At 67.4% G+C, this 15,403-nt stretch carries 13 protein-coding genes; 5 read left to right on the forward strand and 8 right to left on the reverse strand.

The genetic code is table 11. The features are described 5' to 3' along the window. Positions 1–16: 16 nt before the first annotated feature. Positions 17–1,195, forward strand: coding sequence for an acyl-CoA dehydrogenase (locus FF090_RS08355; RefSeq protein WP_138856285.1), 1,179 nt, complete (start codon positions 17–19; stop codon positions 1,193–1,195). Beyond that, positions 1,195–2,052, forward strand: coding sequence for a DUF2520 domain-containing protein (locus tag FF090_RS08360; protein WP_138856286.1), 858 nt, complete (start codon positions 1,195–1,197; stop codon positions 2,050–2,052). Before FF090_RS08355 ends, FF090_RS08360 begins: the two co-directional genes overlap by 1 nt. On the opposite strand, the gene FF090_RS08365 is transcribed toward FF090_RS08360, so the two are convergent. Together FF090_RS08365 and FF090_RS08370 are read right to left on the reverse strand one after the other, a co-directional pair. Then, positions 2,042–2,698, reverse strand: a complete 657-nt coding sequence (locus FF090_RS08365) for a substrate-binding periplasmic protein (RefSeq protein WP_175423581.1) — start codon at positions 2,696–2,698, stop codon at positions 2,042–2,044. The two genes, FF090_RS08360 and FF090_RS08365, sit on opposite strands and share 11 nt — an antisense overlap. A 227-nt stretch (positions 2,699–2,925) precedes the next feature. Further along, positions 2,926–4,809, reverse strand: coding sequence for a glucokinase (locus tag FF090_RS08370; protein WP_138856288.1), 1,884 nt, complete (start codon positions 4,807–4,809; stop codon positions 2,926–2,928). A 248-nt stretch (positions 4,810–5,057) separates the two neighbouring features. On the opposite strand from FF090_RS08370, the gene glk reads away from it, so the two are divergent. Beyond that, positions 5,058–6,059, forward strand: a complete 1,002-nt coding sequence (gene glk, locus FF090_RS08375; RefSeq protein ID WP_138856289.1) for a glucokinase — start codon at positions 5,058–5,060, stop codon at positions 6,057–6,059. A 10-nt stretch (positions 6,060–6,069) separates the two neighbouring features. Here glk and FF090_RS08380 read toward each other — a convergent pair whose 3' ends face one another. From FF090_RS08380 to FF090_RS08400, 5 genes are all read right to left on the reverse strand, one after another. Next, positions 6,070–7,248: a branched-chain amino acid ABC transporter substrate-binding protein gene (locus FF090_RS08380; protein WP_175423582.1), complete on the reverse strand. Its 1,179-nt coding sequence runs from the start codon at positions 7,246–7,248 to the stop codon at positions 6,070–6,072. Positions 7,249–7,274: 26 nt separating this feature from the next. Beyond that, on the reverse strand, positions 7,275–7,991 hold the full coding sequence (locus FF090_RS08385; RefSeq protein ID WP_138856291.1) for an ABC transporter ATP-binding protein: 717 nt from the start codon (positions 7,989–7,991) through the stop codon (positions 7,275–7,277). A 131-nt stretch (positions 7,992–8,122) separates the two neighbouring features. Further along, positions 8,123–8,893 carry an ABC transporter ATP-binding protein gene (locus FF090_RS08390; protein WP_138856292.1) on the reverse strand — a complete coding sequence of 257 codons (771 nt, stop codon included), beginning with the start codon at positions 8,891–8,893 and terminating at the stop codon, positions 8,123–8,125. 11 nt (positions 8,894–8,904) lie between these two features. Further along, positions 8,905–9,984 (reverse strand): branched-chain amino acid ABC transporter permease, encoded by a 1,080-nt coding sequence (locus FF090_RS08395; protein WP_138856293.1) that lies wholly within the window; start codon positions 9,982–9,984, stop codon positions 8,905–8,907. 133 nt (positions 9,985–10,117) lie between these two features. Then, positions 10,118–11,041, reverse strand: coding sequence for a branched-chain amino acid ABC transporter permease (locus tag FF090_RS08400; RefSeq protein ID WP_138856294.1), 924 nt, complete (start codon positions 11,039–11,041; stop codon positions 10,118–10,120). Positions 11,042–11,239: 198 nt separating this feature from the next. Here FF090_RS08400 and FF090_RS08405 point away from each other — a divergent pair, with 198 nt between their 5' ends. Beyond that, complete coding sequence (locus FF090_RS08405) at positions 11,240–13,090, forward strand: sensor histidine kinase (RefSeq protein WP_138856295.1); 1,851 nt, start codon at positions 11,240–11,242, stop codon at positions 13,088–13,090. 5 nt (positions 13,091–13,095) lie between these two features. Continuing rightward, positions 13,096–14,439 (forward strand): sigma-54-dependent transcriptional regulator, encoded by a 1,344-nt coding sequence (locus FF090_RS08410; protein ID WP_138856296.1) that lies wholly within the window; start codon positions 13,096–13,098, stop codon positions 14,437–14,439. 20 nt (positions 14,440–14,459) lie between these two features. On the opposite strand, the gene FF090_RS08415 is transcribed toward FF090_RS08410, so the two are convergent. Then, entirely contained in the window at positions 14,460–15,371 is a 912-nt protein-coding gene (locus tag FF090_RS08415; RefSeq protein WP_138856297.1) for an amino acid ABC transporter substrate-binding protein, read from the reverse strand. Positions 15,372–15,403 lie beyond the last annotated feature (32 nt).

Below are 15,403 nucleotides of genomic sequence, written 5' to 3' on the forward strand. Positions count from 1 at the left end.
TCATACGGAGAACACCATGGCCACCAAAGCAAGCTTTCACTGGGACGACCCCCTGTTGCTGGACCAGCAGCTGACGGACGACGAGCGCATGGTGCGCGATGCCGCGGCGGCCTATTGCCAGGAACGCCTGATGCCGCGTGTGCTGGAGGCCTTCCGCCACGAGCGCACCGATGCCGCCATCTTTCGTGAGATGGGTGAACTGGGCCTGCTCGGCCCAACCATCCCGACCCAGTACGGCGGTGCCGGCCTGAACTATGTGTGCTATGGGCTGGTCGCGCGCGAGGTGGAGCGCGTGGATTCAGGCTACCGCTCGATGATGAGCGTGCAGTCTTCGCTGGTGATGGTGCCGATCAATGAGTTCGGCAACGAAGCCACCAAGCAGAAGTACCTGCCCAAGCTGGCCACCGGCGAATGGATCGGCTGCTTCGGTCTGACCGAACCCAACCATGGCTCGGACCCCGGCTCCATGGTCACCCGGGCGCGCAAGGTGGACGGTGGCTATGAGTTGACCGGTTCCAAGATGTGGATCACGAATTCGCCCATCGCCGATGTGTTCGTGGTTTGGGCCAAGGATGACGGTGGCCAGATCCGCGGTTTCGTGCTGGAGAAGGGCTGGAAGGGCCTCTCCGCGCCGGCCATCCACGGCAAGGTGGGCCTGCGCGCCAGCATCACCGGCGAGATCGTGATGGACGCGGTGTTCTGCCCGGAAGAGAACGCCTTCCCCGAGGTGCGCGGCCTGAAGGGCCCGTTCACCTGCCTGAACAGCGCGCGTTACGGCATTGCCTGGGGTGCGTTGGGCGCGGCCGAGGCCTGCTGGCACACCGCACGCCAGTACACGTTGGACCGCAAGCAGTTCGGTAAGCCCCTGGCGGCCAATCAGCTGATCCAGAAAAAGCTGGCCGATATGCAGACTGAGATCACCCTGGGCCTACAAGGCTGCCTGCGCCTGGGTCGGATGAAGGACGAGGGCACGGCTGCCGTCGAGATCACCTCCATCATGAAGCGCAACAGCTGCGGCAAGGCCCTGGACATCGCCCGCATGGCGCGCGACATGCTGGGCGGCAATGGCATCAGCGACGAGTTCGGCATCGCCCGCCATTTGGTCAATCTGGAAGTGGTGAACACCTATGAGGGCACGCATGACATTCATGCGCTGATCCTGGGCCGCGCCCAAACCGGTATCGCAGCGTTCTGATGACGCTCCCCCGCATCGCCCTGATCGGTGCTGGGCGCACGGCCGCGCATCTGGGCCAGGCCCTGATCGGCGTGCGGCGGCCTGCGGTGGCTTTGGGCGCCCGCAGTGCGGAGCGCGCCGGCCCGCTGGCTCAGGCTCTGGGGTTGGCTGTGCTCAGCCCGGCCGCAGCCGCCCAGGCAGCCGATTGGGTGTTCTTGTGCGTGCGCGATGCAGACATCGCGCCCCTGTGCGCGAGCATCCCTTGGCGTGCCGACCAACTGGTGCTGCATTGCAGCGGGGCCACCGAGCTTGATGCGCTGGCGGCCGCGCAGGCGGCGGGGGCCCAGGTGGCGGGCTTTCATCCTTTGCAGCTGATGGCCAATCCTTTGCCCACGGCAGCGGAAGCCGCGCAGGCCTTTATGGGCATTCGCATCGGCATCGAGGCCGGGCCGGATGCGCGCCTCGAGCTCGAAGCCCTGGTGCTGGCCCTGGGCGCGCAGCCGCTGCATCTGCAGGCTGGGCAGCGCGCGCGCTATCACGCGGCAGCCAATGCGGCGGCCAGCGCCTTGCTTGCGCCCCTGGATCTGGCCAGCCGTCAGGCCGCACAGGCGCTGGGTTGCACGCCCGATCAGGCCTGGGCCGCCCTGGCGCCGCTGGCTGAAGGCACGCTGCGTGCGGCTCGGGCTCGCGGACTCGCGGGCGCCTTGTCAGGCCCGATGGCCCGGGCCGAGGTCGCGGTGCTGTCCGCCCACCTGCAGGCGCTGGCGGGGCCGGACGAGGGGCTCTATCGTGCCTTGATGCAGGCCTTGCTGCCGCTGGCGACCCAGCGCGTGGGCGCGGCTCAGGCGCAGGGCCTGGTGGCTGTGCTCAAGGCTTGATGTCGCGGCGCAGGCCAGCGCTCATGGTGAGCGAAAACTGGCGCACGAACTCGGGTTGCTGGCGCGCCTTGGCGATGGCCGCCCAGATGGCTCGGACACGATCGGGCTCGCGCTGTGCAAAGGCCCGCGAGAAGGGCAGGTAATAGGCCTTGGCCGCCAGCTGCGGGCCGCCCAGTTCAAAGCCCTGTGCCCAGGCGGTTTCTGAGAGCAGTTGGGCGGCATATTCCTGGTTGATCAGGACCCCGGCCAGACGGCCCAGCTTCAAGCTGTCGAGCAGGCTGCTGACCTGCGGGTAGCGATCCTCCACATGAGCGCCATGCTCACGCGCGAACTGCACGATGGAGTAGCCGCGTTCGGCGCCCAGCGATTGACCGGCTTGCGGGCCGGTGCCAAGAAAGCGCTGACCATCCCAGGAGGCCGCGCTGCCCTTGCGGCGCAGCAGGGCGTAGCCCACCATGAACATGCGCTGCTGAGGATCTGCTTCGGCGCCACCGGGGTAGACCAGGCTGCGGGCGCGCTCCGGGGTGTGGCTGGCTGAAAGCACGGCGTCGTACTGCCCCTCGGCGGCCAATTGCAGGCAGCGCGACCAGGGCAGGGCGGTGTACTCCAGGCGCAGATCCGGCAGCAGGCGTTGCACGCTGCGCATCAAGACATAGGGCGAGGCATCGCCCTCGGGCGCACCAATCGAGTGATTGGCGCAGACCTTGAGAGGCGCCGGCGCCTCCGAAGCCGGGGATGCTGCTGGTGCCGGCGCTGGTGCTGCTGATGACGATGTTGCACCAGCAATTGGCCCCGTCAGAGACCAGACCCCCAGGGCCCAGGCCACCCAGGCCCTGCTCGCCCTGGCCCAAGTCCGCATCCCGGCGCGGGCCATCAGCGGCTGTGCGAGGTCAGCGAAGCCAGCGGCGCGGCCAGGCTGATGCCTGGCGCCGTGGAGCGCGCACTGCGCAGGGCTTGCCCATCGGACTCCTCCAGCGCGGCGATCACCTCGGGGGCGCTGCCGCGGCGCATCGCCAGGCCCACGGCCAGGATGTCGATCACCAGCAGGTGCAGGATGCGGCCGACCATGGGCAAGTGCGTGCTTGGGTCCTCCACGGGGTCCAGCAGCAGGGCCACATCGGCCTTGCGCACCAAGGGCGAATGGTTGGCGGTGATGGCGATCACCTGGGCGCCTCGACTGCGGGCCTGATCGGCCACGTCCAGCAGTTCGGGCAGGCGGCCGGCGGCGCTGATGATGAGGGCCACATCCCCCGGGCCCAGCACGCGTGCGGCCAGATGCTGCAGGCGGGGCTCGGTGTGGCAGCTGGCGGGTACGCCAAAGCGCAGGAATTTGAACTGCGCGTCCTGCGCCACCACGCTGTAGTGGCCGCTGGCAAAGCACTCGATGCGGCGGGCCTGCAGCAGCAATTCGGTGGCGCGGGCGATGGCGTCGCGGTTCAGCTGGTTGCGCACCTGCAGGATGGCGGAGGCGGTGTTGCCCAAGACTTTGGCGCCAAGCTCGACCATGCTGTCGTCTTCGGTCACCTTGGTGTGACTGACCGGCACCGTGCCGGTCAGGCCCGAGGCCAGGCGCAGCTTGAAGTCGCTCAGGCCCTCGCAGCCCAGCGAGCGGCAGAAGCGGATCACGGTGGGTTGACTGACGGCCGCTGCCTTGGCGATTTCGACGATGGGGTCGGAGAGCAGGGCGCGGGGCCGCGCCAGCACCACCTCGGCCACGCGCTGCTCGGCCGGGGTGAGTTGGGCGCGCGCGCGGCGGATTTGCGCCAGGATGTTGTCGCTGCCGCCGTGCAGCTTCTTGAGTTGCGCCTCAAGGATGGCGGAAGCGCCTTTAAAGGTGGCCTGCTCGGCCGTGATGACAAAGGTCGGGATGGCGGCCACATAGTCGCTGAACCGGCCACGCTCTTCGAAGCGGCGCCGAAACGGCGAACGCGCGAAGTACTCGCCCAGGCGCGGCACGATGCCGCCGCCCACATAGATGCCGCCTTGAGCGCCCAGCGTCACCGCCAAATTGCCCGCTGCCGTGCCCAGCAGCGCGCAAAACACTTCCAGGGTTTCCAGCGCCAGGGCGTCGCCTTGTTCCAGTGCGGCCTGGGTGATCTCCGGGGCCTGCAAACCCTGGCCATTCACGCCGTGCAGCTCGGCCAGCGCGCGATGGATCAAGGCCATGCCAGGCCCCGAGCACAGGCGCTCGAAAGACACATGGGCAAATTCGCGCCAGGCGTGGCGCAGGATGGCAATCTCGCGCTCGTCGCGCGGGCTGAAGCTGGTGTGACCGCCTTCGGTGCCCAGCGCGATCCAGCCGTCGCCGGAGGGGATCAGCCCGGAAACACCCAGGCCCGAGCCCGAACCCAGCAGGCCCACCACGCTATTGGATTGGGCCTGGCCCGCACCCACCTGCAATTTGTCCTCGCGCTGCAGCCGGGGCAGGGCCATCGCCAGGGCGGTGAAGTCGTTCACCACCACCAGGGTGTCCAAGCCGAGGCGCTGGCGCATCTCCTCGATGGAGAACTGCCAGTGGTAGTTCGTCATCCGCACGCGGTCGCCGTCCACGGGGTTGGCAATCGCCACTGCCGCATGTTCCAGCCCGCTGGCCTGGGGCAGGCGCTCCATGTAGGCGCGCACGGCGGCGTGGAAGTCGGCGTGGTCGGCGCAGCGCAGCGAGACGGCCTGTTCAAAGACGCCAGGCTGGGTCTCCAGCGCAAAGCGGGCATAGGTGCCGCCGATGTCGGCCAGCAGGCGGGGGCTGTCGAAGCTCATGCAGCTCGTAGAAAAGTTACAGCGCCGATTATCAAAGCGCGGGCGATCGTTTCAGGCGCGGGTAAGAACCGGGTCGGTGTAGCCAAACTACATGCGTTGAATCGGTGGGCCTGCCGGTAATCGACCACTATTGATCGGGGTTTTCCATTGAAATTCATGGAAATTTCAGGATCCTGGCGGAATGGCATTGTGGAGTGAATGTAGTTTTGCTACCGTTCTGACTTGTTGACTGTGAGAACCGCCTGCCCATGCCCGCAAGCCTGAATCCTGCTGCTCCCCTGCCCTGGCTGCTGGCCGACGTGGGCGGCAGCCATGCGCGCTTTGCCTGGGTGGAGGCTGCCGGCCAGGCGCCGCAACATGTGCGCACCCTGGCGGTGTCGGAATTTCCCAGCCTGCAGGCTGCCGCCCAGGCCTATCTGGAGGGTTTGCGCTTGCAACGCCCAGGTGAACCCGCGCGCCCGGCCAGCGCCGCCCTGGCCTTGGCCACCCCCCTGGGGGGAGACGCGGTGCGTTTCACCAACAGCGCCTGGTCGTTTTCACGCCAGGCCCTGCAAGCCGAGCTGGGTCTGCAGCGCCTGCTTCTGCTGAACGATTTCGAGGCCCTGGCCCTGTCGTTGCCACGCCTGCGCCCGCAGCAGCAGCGGGCGCTGGGGCAGCAGGCCGTGGATTGGCAGCAGCCGCTGGCGGTGGTCGGTCCTGGGACGGGTTTGGGCGTGGCGGCCCTGCTGCCGCAGCCGGGCGGCTGGCGCGCGCTGGCGGGTGAGGGTGGGCATGCCACCTTGGCGCCCTTCAATGACGAGGAGTCGGCTCTGCTGGCTCTGGCGCGGCGCCAGCATCCGCATGTGTCCGCCGAACGCCTGTTGTCGGGTCTGGGCCTGCCCTTGCTCTATGCCTGCGTGGCCGAACTGCAAGGGGCGCGGGCGGTGGCTGATGTGGATGCCCGCTGGTTGCTGGAGCGCGCGCTGGCCGACGATGACGCGCTGGCCAGCCGGACCCTGAATCATTTTTGCGCCCTGCTGGGGGGCTTTGCGGGCTCGGTGGCGCTGACCCTGGGCGCGCGTGGCGGGGTGTTCTTGGGTGGCGGTCTGTTGCCGCGCCTGGGTGAGCGCTTTGTGCAGTCCGCCTTCCGTGAGCGTTTCGAGGCCAAGGGCCGCTATCGCGACTACTTGGCCGCCATCCCCACCGTGCTGATCAGCGACAGCCTGGCCGCCCTGGATGGGGCCGCGCAGGCGCTCTCTCAGCGGGCATGACCCGGGCTGTTTACCAGTTGCCCGAACGCACGCTCAGCTCCCACTGGCCCTTGCTCAGGGTGTAGATGCCAACGGCGCCGCTGCGCTGTTCGCCGTCCTCGCCCATGCGCATCAGGCTGGTCACGGGCGCATGCCCTTCAAAGGTCTTCAGCCGCTCGAGCAGCTTGGTTCGGTCCAAGCTGCCATTGCGACTCAGGGCCTCGGCCACCAAGTGGATGGCATCGAAGGCGTAGTGCGCAGCGTAATAGGGCTCGCCCCCAAAGCGCTCGCGAAACTGCAGCAGGAAGTCCTTGCCGCCCAGAAATTCCTGCGCGCTGACGATGGGCGTGCTGGCGTAGAGCGCGCGGCTGCCCACCTCGGCCTTGCCCAGGCGCGGGGTCTTGAGCGTGTCGCTGCCCAACACGGGCAATTCAGGCAACCCGGCGGCATTGAGCTGGGGCAGCAGCGCCTCGACCTGAAAGTCGGCCACGGTGGTGATCAGCAGGTCGGGCTTGGCTTGAGCGAGTTCGCGCACCGCAGCACCAAACTCGGTGCCTTTGTCGTCCACCACCTGCTGGGCCACCGGCCCGCTGCCTGAGCGGATCAGCGAGCGCGACACGGCCTCGATCAGACCCTTGCCGTAAGGGGTGCCGTCATGCAAGGTGGCAATCCGCTTGGCCCCCAGCTTTTGGCGCGCAAACTGCGCCAGGGCCAGGGCCTGCATGTCGTCATTGGCCACCAGGCGCAGGGTGGTGGGCAAACCCAGCTGGGTGTACTCGGGCTTGGTGGAGATGGCCAGTTGCACCACGCCGGCCTGGGCATAGACGGGGGCGGCGGCCATGCTGACGCCCGAGTTCAGATGGGCGATGGCCGCCAGCACCTGTTGACCTACCAGGGACTGGGCGGCGGCCACGCCGGCCTGGGGTTCGGCGCGGTCGTCGGCGCTCAAAATTTCAATCGGCAGGCGCTGTGTGCCGATGCGCACCCCGCCGTCGCGGTTGATGTGTTCCGCCGCGAGCTGAGCGCCCTGCAGCATGTCCTTGCCCAGTGCCGCAAGCGGACCGCTCAGGGGCTGGCCGACGCCGATTCGCACGCTGACGGGCTTTTGTGGCCATAGCGCGAAGGCGCCCGCGCCGCTCAGGCCCAGGAGGCCGGCACCGATCAGCCAGTGGCGGCGCTGGGGGAAGGTGGTGGTGGGGGTTCGTTCCATGCTGTCTTGATCTTTCATTTGCCCAACTACTCGCCCAAGTACGCCGCGCGCACCTTGGGGTCGGCCAGCAGCTCCTTGCCGGGGCCGGTCATGGTGACCAGGCCGCTCTCCATCACATAGCCGCGGCTGGCGATCTGCAGCGCGCGGCTGGCGTTTTGTTCCACCAGCAGGACCGTCACTCCTTGGCCGTGGATCTCGTTCACGACCTCGAAGATCTTGTCCACCATGATGGGCGACAGGCCCATGCTGGGCTCGTCCAGCAGCAAGAGCTTGGGCCGCGCCATCAGCGCGCGACCCATGGCCAGCATCTGCTGCTCGCCCCCGCTCATGGTGCCGGCCAGTTGATCCCGGCGCTCTTTGAGACGCGGGAAGAAGGTGAACACGCGCTCCATGTCGGACTCGATGCCCGCCTTGTCGCTCCTCGTGTAGGCGCCCATCTGCAGGTTCTCGACGATGGTCATGCGGGTGAAGGTGCCGCGCCCTTCGGGCACCATCACCAGGCCTTGTTTGGCCAGGTCCCAGGCGCCTTGGCCACGGATGCTGCGGCCCAGGTATTTGATGTCGCCATCGGCCACGGGTTGCAGCCCGGTGACGGCCTTGAGCGTGGTGCTCTTGCCCGCGCCGTTGGCGCCAATCAGGCTGACCAGTTCGCCCTCGCGCACCTCAAAGCCCACGCCCTTGACGGCCTGGATGCCGCCGTAGGCGACCTTGAGGTTCTCGACTTGCAGCAAGATGTCTTTCATTTCGATCCTTTCATTTCGGCTCCGGCCGCGGAGGTGCTCGACCTATCAAGCGGCCGCCGTGGAACCGGCTTGGCCGGGCCACTGGCGGCGCCCCCTTGAGGGGGAGGCGGCGCAGCCGCTTCGGGGGTGGGTCAATGTCCTGCGCCGAGGTAGGCCTCGATGACTTTTGCGTTGCTTTGCACCTCGGCCGGGGTGCCTTCGGCGATCTGTTTGCCGTAGTCCAGCACGGTGACGCGGTCGCACAGGCCCATCACGAGCTTGACGTCGTGCTCGATCAAGAGAATCGTGCGGCCGTCCTTGCGGATGCGGTCGATGAGCTCGCGCAGCACCACCTTCTCGGTGGCGTTCATGCCGGCAGCGGGTTCGTCCAGCGCGATCAGCTGCGGGTCGGTGGCCAGGGCGCGGGCGATCTCCAGCCGGCGTTGGTCGCCGTAGCTCAAGGTGCGGGCGCGGAAGTCGGCGTACTTGCCAATGCCCACGTAGTCCAGCAACTCGCGGGCGCGCGCCTCGATGGCCTTTTCTTCGGCCTTGAAGGCGGGCGTGCGCAGGATGGCGCCCAAGAGGCCCGAGTGCGTGCGCACGTGGCGCCCCACCATGACGTTCTCGGCGGCGGTCATTTCGGGGAAGAGGCGGATGTTTTGGAAGGTGCGTGCAATGCCGGCCTTGGCCACCAGGTGCACGGCCGCGGGCTTGTAGGCACTGCCGCCGAGCTCGAAGTGGCCGCCATCGGGCACATACAGGCCCGTGATGACGTTGAAGAAGGTGGTCTTGCCCGCGCCATTGGGGCCAATCAGGCCGTAGACCTGGCCGCGCTCGATGGTGATGCCCACCTCCGAGAGGGCCTGCACGCCGCCGAAGCGTTTGCTGGCGCCCTGGACTTTGAGAACGATGTCTTGACTCATGTTGTGCGGCCTCAGGCTTGGGGCTTGGGTGCAGGTTTGCCATGCTCGGGGGCGGGCCACAGGCCGCGCGGGCGCATCAGCATGATGACGATCATGGCCAGGGCCACGAGCATCTGGCGCAGGATGGCGGCGTCGATGCGCCCATCGGTCAGGCTTTGAATGTCACCGGCCACATAGCGCAGCACCTCGGGCAGGGCCGCGAGCAGCAGCGCGCCCAGGATGACGCCGGGCAAGTGCCCCATGCCGCCCAGCACCACCATGGCCACGATGAGCACCGACTCCTGCAGGCTGAAGGACTCCGGGCTCACAAAGCCCTGGAAGCCGGCAAACATGGCCCCGGCCACGCCGCCAAAGGTGGCGCCCATGCCGAAGGCCAAGAGCTTCAAATTGCGGGTGTTGATGCCCATGGCCTTGGCGGCGATCTCGTCCTCGCGGATGGCCATCCAGGCGCGGCCGATGCGCGAGTTCTCCAGCCGCCAGCAGATCAGCACCGAGACCACCACCAGCACGAGGAAGAGGTAGTAGTGCAGGGTCACGCCGGGCAGCTCAATGCCAAAGAGCTCGGTCTTTTTCGACAGCGAGGCGCCGAACACCGAGATCGAGTCGATCTGGCCGATGCCGCGCGGGCCGTTGGTGAGGTTGACCGGGTGCTCCAGGTTGTTCATGAACACGCGGATGATTTCTCCAAAGCCCAGGGTCACGATGGCCAGGTAGTCGCCGCGCAGCTTCAAGGTCGGTGCGCCCAGGAGCACACCAAACATCGCCGCCAGCCCCGCGCCCAGCGGGATCACGACCCACAGCGGCATGTGCAGGCCATTGGGGAAGGCCGCCGCGATGGCCGGGAAGTTCTCCAGCAAGTGCGGACTGGCCAAGAGCGCAAACATGTAGGCGCCCACCGCATAGAAGGCCACATAGCCCAGGTCCAGCAGACCGGCATAGCCCACCACGATGTTCAGCCCCAAGGCCAGCAGCACGTAGAGCAAGGCGGTGTCCAGGATGCGCACCGGCCCGTTGCCGAACTGCTGCGCAAAGAGCGGCAGGCCCAAGAGCAGCACGGCGCAGCCCAGGAAGGTGATGAGTTTCTTGTTCATTGAGTTGCCTCAGTGAGTGAACGAATGGCTGAAGGGTCTCGACTCCCATTGGGGGACGCCGTGGAACTGGCTTTGCCAGGCCACTGGCGTCGCCCCCTTGAGGGGGAGGCGGCGCAGCCGCTTCGGGGGTGGGTCATGCTCTGTCCGCCACGCGCTCGCCGAGCAGACCCGAGGGCCGCAGCGTGAGCACCAGGATCAGCGCCACAAAGGCAAAGATGTCGGCGTAGTGGCTGCCCAGCACGCCGCCGGTCAGGTCGCCCAGATAGCCCGCGCCGATGGCCTCAATGAGCCCCAGCAAGAGCCCGCCCACCACCGCGCCGGCCAGGTTGCCAATGCCCCCCAGCACCGCGGCCGTGAATGCTTTGAGGCCCGGCATGAAGCCCATGCTGTGCTGCGCCACGCCGTAATTGGCCGCCCACATCAGGCCGGCCACGGCCGCAAGCGTGGCCCCGATCACGAAGGTGGCCGAGATCACGAAGTCGGGCTTGACGCCCATCAGCGCCGCCACCTTGGGGTTCTCGGCGGTGGCGCGCATGGCGCGGCCCAGCTTGGTCTTGTTGACCAGCCACATCAGCGCGGCCAAGAGCACCGCCGTCGTGCCCAGGATCAGCACTTGGGTGACCGAGATCACCGGCCCGCCCAGATCAAAGGGCTCGGTGGGCAGGAGCAGCGGGAAGGGCTTGGGATTGGGCTTCCAGATCACCATGGCCAGGGTCTGCAGCAGCAGGCTCATGCCCATGGCCGTGATCAGGGGCGCCAGGCGCGGCGCGTTGCGCAGCGGCCGGTAGGCGATCTTTTCGATGGAGAAATTGACCACCGAACACACGACGATGGCGCACAAGAGCGCCACGAGCATCAAGGCCCAGCCCGGCAGGCCCGAGCCGGCGAGCGCACCGATCACGGTCCAGCTGACCAGGGCCCCGATCATCAAGATCTCGCCGTGCGCGAAATTGATCAGGTTGATGATGCCGTACACCATCGTGTAGCCCAGCGCCACCAGGGCGTACATCGCCCCCAGCACCAGGCCATTGATGAGTTGTTGAACAAAGACTTCCATGCGAATGTCAGCCGGTTGAAGGGCCGCGGGTATGGGATGTGCTTAGTCATTGCAGATTGCGTGCCATGTTCAAAACCCGGTCTTGCGGCGCCGCCGCTCTGGGAGAGTCGGGCCGCAGTTGTCGGAAGCGGTGTGGCCGGCCACACTGCACCCCCTTGGAAGGTGTGAAATCTCGCCTGCGTAGAAACCCGTAAATTTGTGCGACCCTTTTCCCGATTGCTCCTGGCCAACGTCGTGGCCCTGGCCAGCGCTGCCACCCTGGCGCTGGCGGGCCTTGGCTTCAGCCTGAGCTGGCGCTGGAGCGAGCGCGATGGCATGGACCGGCTGGCCGAGTTGGCCGTGGAGCGCCTGGAGCTCTACGCCGGCACCCTGGAGGGCGAGCTGGCGCGCCTGGCCCACCTGCCACAGCTGGTGGCGCTGAGTGACGACGCGGCCGCAGCGCTGGCGCCACAAGTCAGTGCGGCGCGGCTGCAGGCGGTGCAGCGCCGTTTGGCGCAGTTGGATGCGCGGGCCGGTTCGCTGGGCATCTTGCTTTTTGACGCGCAGGGCCGTTGGGTGACGAGCAGCGCGGCCCTGCCGCTGGAGGTGCTGGCGCGCGAGCGTCTGGAGCGCATCGCGGCGGCCTTGCGCGAAGGGCAGCCGGCCTTCTTCGCCGCCGCCGACGGCAGTGGCACGACCGATTACTTTCACAGCGCGCCCGTGCGCCGCGGTGGCCAGACCCTGGGTCAGGTGCTGGTGCGCATCAATCTGGCCCCGCTGGAGGCCACCTGGGTCGACTTGGGCGTGCGCTCACGCAGCGAGAAGCTGCTGGTCTTGGATTCTCATGAGGTACTGATCCTGAGCTCGGTGCCGGCCTGGAAGTACGCGCGCTTGGTGGAAGGGCTGGACACCCAGAACTGGGCGCGACTGCCGGTGGATCAAACCCTGCACTATCCGCCTCAAGCCCTGCAGGCTCTGCGCTGGGCCGAGCGCGCCGGTGCCTTGCGTGGTGCGCAGTTGCTGCGCCTGCTGCCACCTGGGGCCGAGCAGGCCGAGCAGCCCTGGCTGGCGCAGGAGCGCCCGATTCGTGCGCTGGGCCTGAAACTGATGACGCTCTCCGACCCCTCAGAAGTCTGGCGCGAGGCGCGCCGGGCGGCCTGGGGCGGCGCAGCCCTGGGCGGCCTGGTGGGCTTGCTGGCCACTTACTACCTGTATCGGCGCCGGGCGGTGGCGCAGCTGCTGCGCGCCCGCAATGAGCTACAGCGCGCGCGCGATGAGTTGGAGCAGCAAGTCTGGGAGCGTACGGCCGAGCTGCGCGCCGCCAATGCCGAACTCAAGCGTGAGTTCGAGCAACGCGTGCGTGCGGAGGATGAGTTGGTGCAGGCCGGCAAGATGGCGGTGCTCGGGCAGCTTTCCACTGGCATCGCCCACGAGGTCAATCAGCCGCTGACGGCCTTGCGAGCGCTTTCGGGCAATGCACAGCGCCTGCTCACGGCCGGCCGTGTCGACGAGGTGCGGCGCAATTTGGGCAAGATCGAAGCGGCTGTGGAGCGCATGGCGCGCATCACCAGCCAGCTCAAGAGCTTTGCGCGCCGGGCTGACGGTGCGCTGGAGACGGTGAGCCTGGCGCATGCGGTGGCCAATGCGCAGTTCCTGCTGGAGCACCGGCTGCGCGAGGCCGAGGTGGACTTGGCGCTGGACCTGCCCGAGTCCTTGAGTCTGCGCTGCGATGGCACCCGCCTGGAGCAGGTGCTGGTGAACTTGATGGGCAATGCCATCGATGCCCTGCAGGGTGGCACGGAGCGCCGCCTGCAGTTGCGCGCCTGGCGTGACGGCCCGCGCATTTGGGTGGCGGTGCGCGACTGGGGCCCGGGCTTGAGTGCCGAGGCGCAGGCGAATTTGTTTGAACCCTTTTTCACCACCAAACCCGCCGGGCAGGGCCTGGGTCTGGGCTTGGTGATTTCGGCGCAGATCGTGCGCGAGTTTGGCGGCAATTTGCAGCTCGCGCCCTTGGCGGCGGGCGAGGGATGCGAGTTCCGTTTTGATGTGGCCGCAGCCAGCGAGGAATGACCGCGATGTTTGAAGGTTTTGAGGTGCTCTATGTCGAAGATGACCCCCAGGTGCGCGAGAGCCTGGTGCAGACCTTGGAGCTGGCCGGCCTGAACGTGCGCGCCTTTGAGTCGGCTGAGAGTCTGCTGGCTGGCTTTGTGCCCGGGAGGCCGGTGGTGGCGGTGAGCGATGTGCGCTTGCCCGGCATGGATGGTCTGGCCCTGCTGGAGCGCCTGCAGCTGTTGGACCCCAGCCTTCCGGTCGTGCTGGTCACCGGCCATGGGGATGTGGCCATGGCGGTGCGGGCCATGCGCATCGGCGCCTATGACTTCATCGAAAAGCCCTTCACTCCCGAGCGCTTTGTGGACACGGTGCAGCGCGCGATCGAAAAGCGGCTGCTGCGCGCCAAGGTGGACGAGTTGCGCGAGCAGCTGCAGGCCAAGAGCGGCATCGAGGCCGCCCTGCTGGGCCGCAGCCCCGGCATGGAGCAGGTGAGGGCGCGCATCCTGCGCCTGGCCGGCACCAATGCCGATGTGATGATCCTGGGCGAGACCGGCACCGGCAAGGAGCTGGTGGCGCGCTGCCTGCACGATCACAGCCCGCGGCGCGACCGCCACTTCGTCGCCATCAACTGCGGCGGCCTGCCGGAGACCCTGTTCGAGAGCGAGCTGCTGGGCCACGAGAGCGGCGCCTTCACCTCGGCGGCCAAGCGCCGCATCGGCAAGCTGGAGCACGCCAATGGCGGCACCCTGCTGCTGGACGAGATTGAGACCATGCCGATCGCGCTGCAGATCAAGCTGCTGCGTGTGCTGCAGGAACGCAAACTGGAGCGCCTGGGCTCGAACGAGGAAGTAAAGCTCGATGTGCGCGTGGTGGCGGCCACCAAATCCGATTTGCTGGCCCTGAGCGACGAGGGCAAGTTCCGCGCCGATCTCTATTACCGCCTGAACGTGGCGGTGCTGGAATTGCCCCCCCTGCGTCAGCGCCGCGAGGACATTCCACTGCTGTTCCAGCACTTTTGCGCCCAGGCCGCCGAGCGCTATGCCTGCCCCTTGCCCGAGTTGCACCCGGCCAAGTTGCGCGAACTGATGGGCCATGACTGGCCCGGCAATGTGCGCGAGATCCGCAACGCCGCCGACCGCTATGTGCTGGAGGGCGGCAGCGATCTGGTGATCCCCGGCGCCGACGCCGCGCTGACGCTGGCCCAGCAAGTGGAGCTGGTGGAGAAGGCCCTGATCGAGCAGGCCCTGATGCGTCAGGGCGGCAATGTGCAGCGCGTCATCGAATCCCTGAGCGTTCCGAAGAAGACGCTCTACGACAAGCTGCACCGCCATGGCATTCAGCTGGAGCGCTTTCGCAGCGGAGGCTGATGCGGAAGCCCCCGCCACTTTCAGCGGTAGCGAGCTGGGTCCGGGCTGTCGGTGGGTTCCTTGACCGCGCGGGCCAGGGCCTTGGGCATGCTCAGGTTCAGGTTCACGCCCTGGGGCGGCACGGGGCTTTGGAACCAGCGCTTGTAGAGCTGGGCGAACTCGCCGCTGGCAAAAAGCTCACGCAGGGCCTGGTCCACCAGTTTCTTGAACTGCGGGTCGCCCGGTGGCAGGGGCAGGCCATAGGGCTCGACCGAGAGCGGTTGCTCGGACACCAGGTAGTCGGTGGCATTGGGCTTGGTGGCCAGCAGGCCGCGCAGCAGCACATCGTCCATGGCAAATGCCAGGGCTTGGTCGGAATCGAGCAGGCGCACGCTGTCCACATCGTCCAGGCCGGCCAGGATGCGCAGATTCAGGCCTTGGCTGCGGTTGAGCTCTTGCAGCAGCTGGATGCTGGTGGTGCCCAGCGTGGAGGCCACGGCTTGTCCGCGCAGCGCTTCAATCTGCGCGATGGGGCGGCTGCGCTTGGAGAGCAGTCGGCTTTCGGCGACGAAATAAGTGAGCGAGAACCCCACGTTCTTTTGTCGCTCGGCGGTGTTGGTGGTGATGCCGCACTCAATGTCCACGCTGCGGTTGGCCACAAGCGGCAGGCGGGTGCCGCTGCTGACCGGCAGCAGCCGCACCTCCAGGTCTGCCAAGCCGGGCTGGCGCCGCAGGGCCTTGACCACCTGGTGGCAGATGTCCATCGTGAAGCCGATGGGCTGCAGTTGTGCGTCCAGATAGGAGAAGGGCAGGGAGGCGCTGCGATAGCCCAGCGTGATGACGCCGGACTGGCGCAGCTTGGCCAGGGTCGGCGAGGGGCTCTCCTGCGCCAGACAGGCCAAGGGGAGCAGCAGCAAGGCGAGCCAAAGCGCGGGCAATGAACGAGGTGTCATGGGGTGGGCAGAGCGACCCCGGCCGGGGCCGG

The sequence above is a fragment of the Inhella inkyongensis genome, from assembly GCF_005952805.1.
GTDB lineage: Bacteria > Pseudomonadota > Gammaproteobacteria > Burkholderiales > Burkholderiaceae_C > Inhella > Inhella inkyongensis.